Annotated in this window: 12 protein-coding genes and 1 pseudogene; 6 read left to right on the forward strand and 7 right to left on the reverse strand. The window is 67.2% G+C overall.

The annotated features are described in order from the left end of the window. Positions 1-43 precede the first annotated feature (43 nt). Positions 44-946, reverse strand: coding sequence for a succinate--CoA ligase subunit alpha (gene sucD / locus G6N56_RS12100; RefSeq protein ID WP_085256055.1), 903 nt, complete (start codon positions 944-946; stop codon positions 44-46). 12 nt (positions 947-958) lie between these two features. After that, positions 959-2,122: an ADP-forming succinate--CoA ligase subunit beta gene (gene sucC / locus G6N56_RS12105; RefSeq protein ID WP_085256054.1), complete on the reverse strand. Its 1,164-nt coding sequence runs from the start codon at positions 2,120-2,122 to the stop codon at positions 959-961. 275 nt (positions 2,123-2,397) lie between these two features. On the opposite strand from sucC, the gene G6N56_RS12110 reads away from it, so the two are divergent. After that, positions 2,398-3,501 (forward strand): M23 family metallopeptidase, encoded by a 1,104-nt coding sequence (locus tag G6N56_RS12110; RefSeq protein WP_408632675.1) that lies wholly within the window; start codon positions 2,398-2,400, stop codon positions 3,499-3,501. A gap of 1 nt (position 3,502) precedes the next feature. Continuing rightward, a complete protein-coding gene (locus tag G6N56_RS12115) occupies positions 3,503-4,066 on the forward strand; it encodes a hypothetical protein (RefSeq protein ID WP_142280625.1) in 564 nt (187 codons plus the stop codon). Positions 4,067-4,140: 74 nt separating this feature from the next. On the opposite strand, the gene pcrA is transcribed toward G6N56_RS12115, so the two are convergent. Continuing rightward, the gene (gene pcrA, locus G6N56_RS12120) at positions 4,141-6,465 is read right to left on the reverse strand and encodes a DNA helicase PcrA (RefSeq protein WP_085256052.1); all 2,325 of its coding nucleotides are present in this window, start codon (positions 6,463-6,465) and stop codon (positions 4,141-4,143) included. 244 nt (positions 6,466-6,709) lie between these two features. On the opposite strand from pcrA, the gene G6N56_RS12125 reads away from it, so the two are divergent. Beyond that, positions 6,710-7,027, forward strand: coding sequence for a chorismate mutase (locus tag G6N56_RS12125; protein ID WP_085256051.1), 318 nt, complete (start codon positions 6,710-6,712; stop codon positions 7,025-7,027). Positions 7,028-7,382: 355 nt separating this feature from the next. Continuing rightward, on the forward strand, positions 7,383-9,047 hold the full coding sequence (gene pgi, locus G6N56_RS12130) for a glucose-6-phosphate isomerase (protein WP_085256050.1): 1,665 nt from the start codon (positions 7,383-7,385) through the stop codon (positions 9,045-9,047). Between the two features lie 28 nt (positions 9,048-9,075). On the opposite strand, the gene G6N56_RS12135 is transcribed toward pgi, so the two are convergent. The 4 genes and pseudogenes from G6N56_RS12135 to cobF form a co-directional block, all read right to left on the reverse strand. After that, positions 9,076-9,825, reverse strand: coding sequence for an SDR family oxidoreductase (locus G6N56_RS12135; protein ID WP_085256049.1), 750 nt, complete (start codon positions 9,823-9,825; stop codon positions 9,076-9,078). A gap of 87 nt (positions 9,826-9,912) precedes the next feature. Beyond that, the gene (locus tag G6N56_RS29060; RefSeq protein WP_232069333.1) at positions 9,913-10,380 is read right to left on the reverse strand and encodes a zinc finger domain-containing protein; all 468 of its coding nucleotides are present in this window, start codon (positions 10,378-10,380) and stop codon (positions 9,913-9,915) included. A gap of 153 nt (positions 10,381-10,533) precedes the next feature. Further along, positions 10,534-10,776, reverse strand: a pseudogene (locus G6N56_RS29065) (DNA-formamidopyrimidine glycosylase family protein); the annotation flags it as partial. Between the two features lie 4 nt (positions 10,777-10,780). After that, positions 10,781-11,524: a precorrin-6A synthase (deacetylating) gene (cobF, locus tag G6N56_RS12145; protein ID WP_085256047.1), complete on the reverse strand. Its 744-nt coding sequence runs from the start codon at positions 11,522-11,524 to the stop codon at positions 10,781-10,783. A gap of 118 nt (positions 11,525-11,642) precedes the next feature. Here cobF and G6N56_RS12150 point away from each other — a divergent pair, with 118 nt between their 5' ends. Next, a complete protein-coding gene (locus G6N56_RS12150) occupies positions 11,643-12,548 on the forward strand; it encodes an AurF N-oxygenase family protein (RefSeq protein ID WP_085256046.1) in 906 nt (301 codons plus the stop codon). 242 nt (positions 12,549-12,790) lie between these two features. Then, positions 12,791-13,771: a DUF4873 domain-containing protein gene (locus tag G6N56_RS12155; RefSeq protein ID WP_232069334.1), complete on the forward strand. Its 981-nt coding sequence runs from the start codon at positions 12,791-12,793 to the stop codon at positions 13,769-13,771. The last annotated feature ends 118 nt before the right edge of the window (positions 13,772-13,889 follow it).

The following is a 13,889-nucleotide window of genomic DNA, read 5'->3' on the forward strand; positions in this document are numbered from 1 at the left end:
TATCTACCGCAGGTCCGGCCGGGCCTAATCGCGATCGCCACGACTAAAGGCTCTGCAGGATCTCCCGAGCCAGCGCCGCCGTTTCCGACGGCGTCTTGCCGACCTTCACGCCGGCGGCCTCCAGGGCCTCCTTCTTGGCTGCCGCGGTGCCCGACGAGCCGGATACGATGGCGCCCGCGTGGCCCATGGTCTTGCCTTCAGGCGCGGTGAAGCCCGCGACGTAGCCGACGACCGGCTTGGAGACGTTGGCCTTGATGTAGTCGGCCGCGCGCTCCTCGGCGTCACCACCGATCTCACCGATCATCACGATGACCTTGGTGTCGGGGTCCTTCTCGAATGCCTCGATGGCGTCGATGTGGGTGGTGCCGATCACCGGGTCACCGCCGATGCCGATCGAGGTGGAGAACCCGAAATCGCGCAGCTCATACATCATCTGGTAGGTCAGCGTGCCGGACTTGGACACCAGCCCGACGGGCCCGGACCCGCTGATGTTGGCCGGCGTGATGCCAGCCAACGCCTCGCCCGGGGTGATGATGCCGGGGCAGTTCGGCCCGATGATGCGCGTCTTGTGACCCTTGTCCAAGTTGTACGCCCACGCATACGCGGTGTCGTGCACCGGGATTCCCTCGGTGATGACGACCAGCAAGGGGATCTCGGCGTCGATGGCCTCGATGATGGCGTCCTTGGCGAACTTCGGCGGCACGAAGACTACCGACACGTTGGCGCCGGTCTCCTTCATCGCCTCGGCGACGGTGCCGAACACCGGCAACTCGACGTCCTTGCCGACCGGGTCCACGTGCGAGACGGTGGTGCCGGCCTTGCGGGCGTTCACCCCGCCGACCACCTGGGTGCCGGCTTTCAGCATGAGCGCGGTGTGCTTGGTGCCCTCACCGCCGGTGATGCCCTGGACGATCACCTTGGAGTCTTTGTTCAGGAAGATCGACATTGATTGGCTCCCTTACTTGTTCGCCAGCTCGGCGGCTTTGTCGGCACCGGCGTCCATGGTCTCGGCCTGGATTACCAGCGGGTGGTTGGCTTGCGCCAGAATGCGCCGGCCCTCGTCGACGTTGTTGCCGTCGAGCCGGACCACCAACGGCTTGTTGGCTTCGTCACCGAGCATGTTGAGGGCGGTCACGATGCCGTTGGCAACGGCGTCGCAGGAGGTGATGCCTCCGAAGACATTGACGAACACGCTCTTGACCTGCTTGTCATTCAGGATGACATCCAAGCCGGCGGCCATCACCTCGGCGGACGCGCCACCCCCGATGTCGAGGAAGTTGGCGGGCTTGACCCCGCCGTGCTTCTCACCGGCGTAGGCGACGACGTCCAGGGTCGACATCACCAGGCCCGCGCCGTTCCCGATGATGCCTACGGCGCCGTCGAGTTTCACGTAGTTGAGGTCGTGCTCCTTGGCCTTGAGCTCCAGCGGGTCGGTGGACGCGCGGTCCTCGAACTCGGCGTGGTCCGGGTGGCGGAAGTCGGCGTTGGCGTCGAGCGTGACCTTGCCGTCGAGGGCCAAGATCTGGTCGTCCGGGGTGCGCACGAGCGGATTCACCTCGACGAGGGTGGCGTCCTCGGCGACGAAGAGCTCCCAGAGCTTGTTGATCGTGACCGCGGCGGCGTCGAGTACCTCAGCCGGCAGGTGGCCCTTCTCCGCGATGGAACGCGCGGTCGCCAGGTCGACGCCGTCGACGGCGTCCACCGGAACCTTGGCCAGCCGGTCGGGCTTGGTGGCGGCCACCTCTTCGATCTCCATGCCGCCCTCGACCGAGCACATCGCGAGGTAGGTGCGATTGGCACGATCCAGCAGGAAGGAGATGTAGTACTCCTCGGCGATGTCACTGGCCTCGGCGACCAGCAGCTTGTGGACGATGTGGCCCTTGATGTCGAGGCCGAGGATGTTCTTGGCGTGCTCGTAGGCGTCGTCGGGCGTCGCCGCATATTTGACGCCACCGGCCTTGCCTCGCCCGCCGACCTTCACCTGCGCCTTGACCATCACCGGAGCGCCGACCTCGGTCGCGATTTCCCGTGCGCCCTCGGCGGTGTCGGTCACACGACCGGGCGTAGTAGGTACGTTGTGCTTAACGAATAGTTCTTTCGCCTGATACTCGAAAAGGTCCATGGGCTCTCTGTCTTTGCTCGACTCAACTACTACGCCTCTTGATGGGCGGTGCCGCACTCGGCAACTCGCACGGACGAACTGTATCCACTGGCCAAACGACTGCTACGGCCGCATCCACCGTTGTGGCACAGCTCACGGCGAGCTGGCATGCCCGCTTCGTGACCCGAATCACATTTTCTCTCGGTTTGGGACCCGAGGTTGCCAGCGTCCTCGGTTAGCGGATACCTTCCTAGGGTCCAGATAACGTTATGGTCACGATACGAGGACATTTCAGCTTGTCCCAACACCGTTTGGCTCGTTCTTCTGCCGAAACAACAGACGTGGTGAGGGTAGGTCGCGCGGCAGGCGGCCGCTGGTCAGCGTCTCATCGCAACGAAGTCACCGAGATCCTGCCTCTCGACGGCTTCGACTTCGACGACCTGGATTTCAACGACGCTCGCGATCTGGACGACCTCGACTTCAGCAACGACTCCACGTTCGACATCGCGTCGCGGGTGTTGCTGGCACCTGAACTCGACGACCTGGACGCGGCCGACGATCTGGCCCCCCTGCGGCTGGCCGCCCCCACGGGCGACGTGGTGGTGCGCGTGCCCGTCGACTCGCGCTTCGATCGCCTGGAACGCTTCTTCGACTCCTCCCGAGACACCGACATCATCCCGGTGGTCCGGCGCGGCGGCCAACACCGCAAGGAGCCGACCAGCGCCGCCAGGGGTCGTCTCCTGATCTCGGCGATGGCCGCAGGGGCGGCGGCCGCAGCTGCGCACACGGCGACCGGCCACGCCGAGACACCCAAGACCGAGGCCGTCCTGACCGCCAACGCGTCGGCGATGATCGGCGGGTCGGACGGCAACACCATCCGCGGCGCCCAGGTGATCGCGGTGCAGCCGGCGGCGAGTGCCGCCGTGCACAACCAGGAGCTCGCCAAGGGCGTCGCCTTCGCCAACGACCGTGCCCAGCGCGAGGCCCGGCTGCAGCAGCCGCTCTACGTCATGCCGACCAAGGGCATCTTCACCTCCAACTTTGGATACCGCTGGGGCGTCCTGCACGCCGGCATCGACCTTGCCAACTCGATCGGAACCCCGATCTATGCCGTGTCCGACGGTGTCGTCATCGAGGCCGGCCCGGCGGCCGGCTACGGGATGCTCGTCAAGCTGCGCCACGCCGACGGCACGGTCACGCTTTACGGCCACATCAACACCGCGCTGGTGAGCGCCGGCGAGCGGGTGATGGCCGGCGACCAGATCGCCACCATGGGCAACCGCGGTAACTCCACCGGCCCCCACCTGCATTTCGAGGTGCTGCAGGGCGGCACCGAGAGGATCGATCCCGTGCCCTGGCTCGCAAAGCGGGGTCTTATGGTGGGCAACTACGCTGGTTGAGGTGACCGCGCCGAACCAGCCACCTGCCGCTTCGCAGCCGCCTGAGCGCGAGTCACCCTCCGAATCGCGGACGAGGATCATCCGGCGCGCGCCCACCGGGCCGATCCCCACCGCGCCGGAATCCCCGACCACTCACATTCCCCCGCAGCCACGCGGATATCAGGGCGCCGCCCGGGCCGCGGCTGCGCCGAACGACGAGCCGGGCGGCCGCACCGCCGTCGCCGCGTGCGCCGTCAGCATCGTCAGCGGGTGGGCGACGTCGGTGGTCGCCACCGACCTGATCGCCGGCTGGTGGCGCACCGACCGCCTCTTCTGCATCGCGGTGGCTTTCCTGGCTCTCGTGTTCGCGGCGACCACCGTCACCGGCGTCATCATGCTGTTGCAGCGCCGGACGCTGGGGCGGCACCTCATCGTGGCGGGTGCCGTCGTCGCGGTGCTGACGTACGGCGGCGTCTTCATCGCGGGCGCGCGGGTCGCGTGGATCGTGCACGCCCTGCCGCTGCTGCCGATCGCCAGCGTGATCTTGGCGCTGCATCCGCGCACCACCCGCTGGCTGCAGAACTGATACTGACCGAGCGCGAACTGACTGCGAGAAATTCGCCGATTTTTCGCCCTGGGTTCACGCTCGGCGCGGGCCGGCTAGAGCTTGCTGATCGGGGCGTGGTTGTGCATCAGCTTCACCCGACCGGCGCTGCCGAAGTCGATTAGGGACATGGCGGATTCGCCCACCCCGGCGACTTCCTCGACCCTGCCCAGGCCGTACTTGTCGTGGGTCACCCGATCGCCGGGCTCGAGCACCAGCAGCGGACGCTTGCCCGCGCCTGAGCGGGTCGGTGCGGCGCGTGGCGTCCCGAACCGGCCAGCGCCGCTGACCGGCGCGCTGAACGATGGGGCGGGTGCGGTGCGCCGCCACTCGATGAGTTCCTGCGGGATCTCCCTTAGGAATCGCGATTCCGGGTTAAGCATCGGCTGTCCCCACGAAGACCGCACGATGGCCCTGCTCAGATACAGGCGCTGGCGGGCCCGGGTGATGCCGACGTAGGCGAGTCTCCGCTCCTCGGAGAGTTCGGCGGGGTCGTCCAGCGACCGCATGTGCGGGAACATTCCGTCTTCCCAGCCGGTGACGAACACGACTGGAAACTCCAGGCCTTTGGCGGTGTGCAACGTCATCAGGGTCACGACGCCGGCGCCGTGCTCGGGGATGTCGTCAGCATCCGCGACCAGCGACACCCGCTCCAGGAACTCCGCGAGGACACCGGTGTCCGGCACGTCTTCGTCTTCCGGCGCTTCCGCCCCCTCGCCGAGCGCGACGGCGTTCGCCCGGTCAGTGCTGAATTCGTGCGCCACGCTGACGAGTTCGTTGAGGTTGTCCAGCCTGGCCAGCTCTTGCGGATCGTTGGACGATTCCAGCTCCCTGCGATAGCCGGTCCGTTCCAGCACCGACTCGACCAGCTCACCGAGGTCGTCGTCGAGCCGTCCCCTGAGCTCGTCGAGCATCTCGACAAAACCCGCGATCGCCTTCTCCGCGCGGGTGTTCAACATCGGCACTTTTCCTTCGGCCGCGGCCACCAGCGCGTCGGCGAAGCTCGACCCGGTGTTCTCGGCGTACACCGCCACGCATGCCTCGGCCCGGTCGCCGATGCCGCGGCGCGGGGTGTTGAGGATGCGCCGCATGCTGACGGCATCGCCGGGGTTGTCGAGCACGCGCAGGTAGGCGACGATGTCGCGGATCTCCTTGCGCTCGTAGAACCGCACTCCCCCAACGACTTTGTAGGGAATGCCGGCGCGGATGAACACCTCTTCCAGGGACCGCGACGAGTTGTTGGTGCGGTAGAACACGGCGACGTCGTTGTAGGTGATCTCGCCCCGGTCGGCGAGCGCGTCGATCTCCTCGGCCACGAACCTGGCCTCGTCGTGCTCGTTGTCGGCGACGTAGCCGACGATCAGCTCGCCGGCGCCGGCGTCCGTCCACAACCTCTTGTCTCGGCGACCCGCGTTGCGGGCGATGACGGAGTTGGCCGCCGACAGGATGTTCTGGGTGGATCGGTAATTCTGTTCCAGCAGAATGGTTGTCGCGTCCGGGTAGTCGCGTTCGAAGTCCTCGATGTTGCGGATGGTGGCACCGCGAAATGCATAGATCGACTGATCGGCGTCGCCGACCACACACAATTCGCCCGGGGGAACGCCGTCCTCGGTGTCCGTGCCGACGAGCTCCCGCACCAAGACGTACTGCGCGTGGTTGGTGTCCTGATATTCGTCGACCAGGACGTGGCGGAAGCGCCGCCGATAGTACTGGGCGATCTCCGGGAACGTCTGCAACACGGCCACCGTCTCCCCGATGAGATCGTCGAAGTCCAGCGCATTGGCCGCCCGCAGCCGTCGCTGGTATTCGCCGTAGACGGAGGCGACGGTGCGCGGCAGGTCGTCGGAGCCGTCCGTCAGGTCGGACACCGCCTGCGCCGGGTCGATCAACTCGTTCTTCAGATTGGAGATGGCGTTGGCCAGCAGGCGCGGTGAGTACCGCTTGATGTCGAGCCCCATGTCGCGCCCGATCATCTGTAGCAGGCGCCGGGAGTCGTCGGCGTCGTAGATGGAGAAGTTCGAGTTGAGGCCCTCGATCAGCGTCGCGTGGTTACGCAGGATGCGTACGCAGGTCGAGTGGAACGTAGACACCCACATCGCGCGGGCCCGGGGGCCGACCAGCCGCACCACGCGTTCGCGCATCTCCGCGGCGGCCTTGTTGGTGAAAGTGATCGCCAGGATCTGACCGACGCCGACGCCGCGCGCCGCGATCAGGTAGGCGATGCGCCGCGTCAACACCGCCGTCTTACCCGAGCCCGCGCCGGCGACGATCAGCAGCGGAGAACCCTCATGCACCACCGCCTGGCGCTGTTGCGGGTTGAGGCCCTCGAGCAGCTCTTCGGCTTCGGAGGCGGATCTGGCGTCGGTTGCGTGCACACTCATGTCCGTCCAAACTTACCGCCGCCCGCCGACACGCGTGGCCAGACGGCGCCGCGCGGCGCGACCGCACCTGACGTCGTTTTTGCACGTGCGCGGCCTTTGGTGGCACACTCGGTGGGTGCTCAACGCGCAGCGCCGATTTTTTTATGGGTACCGAACAGCGGTGCCCGTGGTCTAGCTGCTATCGCAGAGCCCCGTGGTCCGCTGAAGGATTCGGGGCTCGTTTCTTTTGTGAGGCCCGCACCGGATGAGACCAAAACCCCCACATCAGGAGAACGCGGAGTTAGCAGAGATGAACATCGAAACGGTTGAGACCCCACCGGCCGCCGACATCGACGAGTTGCGTCGAGAGATCGACCGGCTCGACGCCGAGATCCTCGCCGCGGTCAAGCGGCGGGCCGAAGTGTCGCAGGCGATCGGGAAGGTCCGGATGGCCTCCGGCGGCACCCGGCTGGTGCACAGCCGCGAAATGAAAGTGATCGAACGCTACAGCGAGCTGGGACCGGAGGGTAAAGACCTGGCGATGCTGCTGCTGCGGCTGGGCCGGGGCCGGCTGGGTCACTGAGCGGCCGGCAGCGCTCGTCACAACTCCACGGCTGCTTGGTTTGCCGTCGAAATTGCCGCGGCGGTCGTGGTCTGCGGGGTGAAGCACGACCCTCCTGGCAATTTCGGCGGTTAGCGCCAAAGACTCAACCGTGCCGGCCCGCAGCGTCCGGCCTGCGCCGGACTCGCGACCGTCACCCAACCAACCGTGCCGACCGCAGCGTCCGGCCTGCGCCGGACTCGCGACCGTCACTCAACCAACCGTGCCGGCCCGCAGCGTCCGGCCTGCGCCGGACTCGCGACCGTCACCCAACCAACCGTGCCGGCCCGCAGCGTCCGGCCTGCGCCGGACTCGCGACCGTCACTAGGCTCGAGCCATGACCTCCGTGCGAACCATCCCCGACATCACCGCCACCCCGGCGTGGGACGCCCTGCGCAGGCATCACGAGCAAATCGGCGAAACGCACCTACGCCAGTTCTTCGAAGACGACCCGGATCGCGGACGCGAACTCACCCTCACGGTCGGCGACCTCTACATCGACTACAGCAAACACCGCGTCACCCGAGAGACGTTGCGGCTGCTCACGGATCTCGCTCGGGTCGCTAACCTCGAAGACCGTCGCGACCAGATGTTCTCCGGGGTCCACATCAACACGTCGGAGGATCGCGCCGTCCTGCACACGGCGCTGCGGCTGCCCCGCGACGCCGAACTGCTGATCGACGGGCACAACGTCGTCGAGGACGTGCACGAGGTGCTCGACCGGATGGGGGACTTCACCGACCGGCTCCGCACCGGGGGGTGGACCGGAGCCACCGGGGAACGCATCAAGACCGTGGTCAACATCGGCATCGGCGGGTCAGACCTCGGCCCGGTGATGGTCTACCAGGCGCTGCGCCACTATGCCGACGCGGGGATCTCGGCACGCTTCGTCTCCAACGTCGACCCGGCCGACCTGATCGCCACCCTCGCCGACTTGGAGCCCGCCACAACCCTTTTCATCGTCGCGTCAAAGACGTTCTCCACGCTGGAGACCCTGACCAACGCGACCGCCGCCCGGCGCTGGCTGACCGGCGCCCTCGGCGACTCGGCGGTGTCCCAGCATTTCGTGGCCGTCTCGACCAACAAACGCCTGGTCGACGACTTCGGGATCAACACCGACAACATGTTCGGGTTCTGGGACTGGGTCGGCGGGCGGTATTCGGTCGATTCGGCGATCGGCCTTTCGGTGATGGCCGTCATCGGGCGCGAGGCCTTCGCGGACTTCCTGTCCGGGTTCCACATCGTCGACCGCCATTTCCGGACGGCCCCGCTGGAGTCCAACGCGCCGGTCCTGCTCGGCCTCATCGGGTTGTGGTACTCCAATTTCATGGGCGCGCAGTCGCGTGCAGTGCTCCCTTACTCGAACGACTTGGCGCGCTTTGCCGCGTACCTGCAACAGTTGACCATGGAGTCCAACGGCAAGTCGACGCGCGCCGACGGCACCCCGGTCACCACCGACACGGGTGAAATCTTCTGGGGCGAACCCGGAACGAACGGGCAGCACGCCTTCTACCAGCTGCTACACCAGGGCACCCGGCTGGTCCCGGCCGACTTCATCGGGTTCAGCCAGCCGCTCGACGACCTGCCCACCGTCGAGGGCGACGGCAGCATGCACGACCTGCTGATGAGCAACTTCTTCGCCCAGACCCAAGTGCTGGCGTTCGGTAAGACGGCCGAGGAGATCGCCGCCGAGGGCACGCCCGAGGCGATCGTTCCGCACAAGGTGATGCCTGGCAACCGCCCGACCACGTCGATCCTGGCCGACCGCCTCACCCCGTCGGTGCTGGGACAGCTGATCGCGCTCTACGAGCACCAGGTCTTCACCGAGGGTGCGGTCTGGGGCATCGACTCGTTCGACCAGTGGGGTGTGGAGCTGGGCAAGACGCAGGCCAAGGCGCTGCTTCCGGTGATCACCGGCGACGCCTCACCCGAGCCACAGTCCGACAGCTCCACCGACGCGCTCGTGCGTCGCTATCGGACCGAAAGAGGGCGCACCAGCTGAGCTTTCGGCGCCTCGGCCCGGAAGCGCCTTAAGCGAACCATTTGGCGAGCGGGGGCGGCAGCACCTGCATCACCTGCACGAGCGGCGCCCACGGCCACCGCGGCACGGCGGCGCGGCCCGGCTCCCGCTCGATCGCGTCGACGAGCGCCTTGACGCCAGTTGCGTTGTCCACCATCAACATCGTGCTGCTCGACTTGGCCGTCATCTCGGACTCGATATAGCCGGGTTCCATCACCGAAACCTTGATGGGGCCCTTCACGTATTCGGCGCGCAGCGATTCGCCCAGCGAGCTCAGCCCCGCTTTGCTTGCGGCGTAAGCGGCTTTGACGCCCGGCACCCCTTTGTTTCCGAGCACCGAGGAAATGAGGACGAGGTGTCCCGCCCCGCTCTTGTGGAACATCTCCAGCGCGGTCTCGATCTGGACCAGCGCGGCTACCAAATTGGTTTCGATGGTCGCCTTGTTCGCCCACAGCTTGCCCGAGCCCAGGCGGGCCCCTTTACCGATGCCGGCGTTGACGACGACGCGGTCGATGCCGCCGAGTTCGTCGCTGAGTTCGGCGAACACTTTCGGCACCTGCTCGTGGTCGTTGACGTCCAGCGCCGCAACGGCAATCTTGATGCCCGGATACTGTTGCGACAGTTCGGCTTTCAGCTCGTCGAGCCGGTCGGTGCGCCGCGCGCACAGTGCCAGGTCGCGGCCCTTGGCGGCGAAGGCGCGCGCCATACCGGCACCCAGGCCGGAACTGGCACCGGTAATCAAAATCTTCTGGCGAGTCACCCGCGCAGCATATCCAGTGCTCGGCCAACGTCGGGTTGTTGGGCTCAAAGCGGGGCTTTCGGCGCAACGAGTCGACGCTCGAGGCGATTACTTGAGCAGCCGCGACATCCGCCGGTCAGCCAGCACCTTACCGCCGGTCTGGCATGTCGGACAGTACTGAAAAGACTTGTCCGCGAACGAAACCTCGCGCACGGTGTCCCCGCAGACGGGGCACGGCATCCCGGTGCGGGCGTGCACCCGCAGCCCGGATCGCTTCTCCCCTTTCAGCATGGCGGCCCCCTGACCGACCGAACGGCTCACCGCATCGCGCAGGACGGACACCATCGCGTCGTGCAGGGTGGTGAGCTGCTCGTCGGTCAGCTTCCCCGCCGTCGCGAACGGCGAAATCTTGGCCACGTGGAGAATCTCGTCGCTGTAGGCGTTTCCGATGCCGGCGATCACCTTCTGGTCGGTGATCACGGTCTTGATCCGGCCGGTGTTGCCGGCCAGGAGCCCGGCCAGCTCCTCGACCCCGAGTTCCAGCGCGTCGGGGCCCAGCGCGGCGATTCCCGGCACCTGCTTGGGATCGTTCACCAGCCACACCGCCAGCCGCTTCTGCGTCCCCGCCTCGGTGAGGTCGAAGCCGGGCGCCCCGCCGGGCGTACCCAGGTGCACACGCAGCGCGATCGGGCCCTTGCCCGGCCGCAACGGCGCCGCGGCCAGCTTGTCGGACCAGCGCAACCATCCCGCGCGGGACAGGTGGGCGATCAGCCACAGGTCGCCGACCCGCAGCCCCAGGTACTTGCCCCACCGTTGCGCCTCGACCGCCGCTTGCCCGTGCAGCGCGGTGATCGGCGGGTCGAAGGTCTTGAGGACGGAGAAGGCGGCCACGTCGACGCGGCCGATCGTCAGTCCGACGGCGTGGCGCCGCAGGTGGTCGACCAGCGCTTCGACCTCGGGAAGTTCGGGCACCTACTCAGTCTGCCGCTCTGAGCAAATAGGTGTCCATGATCCACCCGTGCCGAGCCCGTGCCTCGGCGCGCAGCGCCGCAATCTCCGCACCCACCTCACCGACAGTGCCTGCCACCAGCAGCTCGTCCGCGGTGCCCAGATAGGCGCCCCACCAAATCGAGGTGTCGGCCGGGCACGCCTGGAAGGAGCAGTCGGCGTCGAGCATCACGACGGCGGACCCGGACAGGCCCTGGCGGCGCAGCTGCCGCCCCGTGGTGATCAGCACGGGTTCGCCGACCTCGTTGAGCGGGACGCGGTGGCGCGCCGTCAGCGCCTGCACCGCGGTGATCCCGGGGATGACGTCGTAGGTGAAATCCACCTCGGCCCCCACCGCATCGAGGACGCGAAGCGTGCTGTCGTACAGCGACGGGTCGCCCCACGCCAAGAAGGCGCCGACGCCGTCGGGGCCCAGCTCTGTACCGATGGCTTCCGCCCACACCCGAGCCCGCGCCGCGTGCCAGTCGGATACGGCCCCGCGGTAGTCGGCGTCAGCTGCCCGCTGTGGGTCGGGTAGCTCGACGAAGCGATAGCCGGGCTCGCGGATGAACCGGGCGCAGATCTGTCGCCGCAGCGCCACCAAGTCGCTTTTCGCCTCGCCCTTGTCCATCGCGAAGAACACCTCGGTGCCGTTGAGCGCGTCGATCGCCTGGACGGTCAGGTAGTCGGGATCGCCTGCACCGATGCCGATGACGTGGATGTGCCGGCCCAAGAAACCTCCTCGTGGTTCGAAGCCAGATTGCCGAATCGAAATATCAAAGGCCTAGTCGGGGCCCCTAAGTACCCGGTACCATGGGTACCGCCTGAGCACCCGATGGAGGGACACCAGCATGACCGCTGCGGTGAAAGCGAGTGGGCCCAGCCGTGAGGAATTCTCCGAACGTCTGCTGAAAGGTTCGGTCAAGAAGTCCTACGAGCCGGTGGTCGACATCGACTGGGACGCCCCGCTCGACCCGGATAAGTTCTACCTGCCGCCGCGGCTGGTGTCGTTGTACGGCACCCCGATGTGGGACGAGATGACCCGCGAACAGCAGATCGAGCTGTCACGCCAGGAGTTGGTGAACACCCTGTCGGCCGGGATCTGGTTCGAGAACATGCTCAACCAGTCGCTGCTGCGCACCATCCTGCACGAGGATCCGACCAGCCGGTCGACGCATTACAAGCTGACCGAGCTCGGCGACGAGACCCGCCACATGGTGATGTTCGGCAAGGCCATCGAGCGCATCGGCGCCAAGCCGGTCCGCCCCCGGCGATTCCACCGCATGATCATCAACGCGCTGCCGCTGGCTTTCCAGCGGGGCTCCATGCTCTGGGTGGCTGCCCTGATCGGCGAAGAGATCTTCGACTCGCTGCAGCGGCAAATGATGGACGACCCGGAGCTGCAGCCAATCATCCAGCGGCTCATGCGGATTCACGTCACCGAAGAGGCGCGCCACATCCAGTTCGCCCGCGACGGCGCGCGCAAGCGGGTCGCCGAGATGCCGCGGTTGAACCGGTGGTTCATGGCGAACATCAACGGGCTCGGCGGCTACTTCTTCAACTACCTGTTCAGCAATCCGATCCCCTACGCGCGCACCGGCCTGGACGCCAAGCGGGCGCGAGCGATCGCGCGCAGCAGCCCGCATCGACGCGAGATGCAGGTGGCCGGGTTCGCACCCCTGGCGGCTTTCCTGACCGAGGTGGGCCTGTTGGGCCCGATCGCGCGGCGTGGGTGGAAGCGCAGCAGGTTTCTGTGACGCCCGTGCCCAGCCCGCCAGAGGCCGGCCGGCACGTGACCGTCGTCGGCGCGGGGGCGGCCGCTCACGCCGCCGCCGCCGAGCTACGGGCCGCCGGCGTGACGGACGTGCAGATCGTCGCGGATGCGCGGGACTGCGCGTTCGACGACGCGACCGACACCTGGCGATTGCGGACTGCCGCCGGCGAGACGGTCCGGAGCCGCATCGTGATCGCGGCAAACCAACCACCCTTCACCGCGTGGATCCCGGAGTTGCCCGGGCGCAGCGATTTTCGTGGGATCTCGTTCCACGCGGCGCGCTGGGACCCTGACTTCGATCCGGCTGGCAAGCACATCGCGGTCGTCGGCCCCGATTCCGCCGCGGGTCATCACATGAGCCAGCTGACCCAATCGGCCGCCTCGGTGACGGTTTTCGCACACGCACCCCGCCGGATCGTTCCCGAGCTGCCGTCAGCGACTACCCGGGCGCGACGCTGGTTGCACCGGCGCCTCCGGCCGGCAGCGGCACGCCCGGCTCCCCGGCTCGCGTTGTCGCCAATCGCCCGCGTCACCGCCTCGGGCGTTCGCACCAGCGATGGCGTCGACCACGGCGCCGACGCCATTGTTTACGGCACCGGCTTCGCGGTCCCGGCTAGCGTCGCCGAGGAGACGCTGGTCGGCGCGGGCGGCGTGACAATAGGGCGGGCGTGGGAAGACGGCATGGAGCCGTATTTCGGGATCGCCGTGCACGGTTTCCCGAACTACTTTTTCCTCGCCGGGCCCGACCACCGCGCGCAAGCCCGATATGTCGCCGAGTGCGTGCGCGCCCTGCAACGCACCTCGGGCACTCGGATCGAGGTGCGGCGCAGCAGTCAGCGGGTGTTCAACGAGCGCGCCTGCCTGTGTCCGGCGGCCGCGGCCTTTAAGGCGTTCGACCTGAACTCCGAAAGAAGCGACGACCGTGTCACCTACGATGGCGAGGCCACACTGACCGTAGCGGGGGTTTACCATCCGGTGCGCGCGCGGCTCACCGGTCGCCTCGATCCCATCGATGGCCAATACCATTGGCAGGGAACGGTTTCCGCATTGCCTACGCAGCCACTACCCGATCAGGCGTTACGGCAGTCGCGAACGGTGACGCTGAGAGTGGGCGGGCGCGACGCTTCCGCCCGCATCGTCGAGAAGACACCATGGGGCACGCACTCGGTCGCGGGGATCGGCACTCCCCCGTACGCCGCCGGCTGACCTTGGCGAGCCTCCCCAATCGGCGCGCATTGATCTTGCATGGTTCCCATAGTTTGACGACCTCCCGGAAATGGGTAGTCCCGACGGATGCGCGCGCTGCGGGGTGTCGGCCGGCAGG

Origin of the sequence: Mycobacterium saskatchewanense, from assembly GCF_010729105.1 — a bacterium.
GTDB classification, from domain to species: Bacteria; Actinomycetota; Actinomycetes; order Mycobacteriales; family Mycobacteriaceae; genus Mycobacterium; species Mycobacterium saskatchewanense.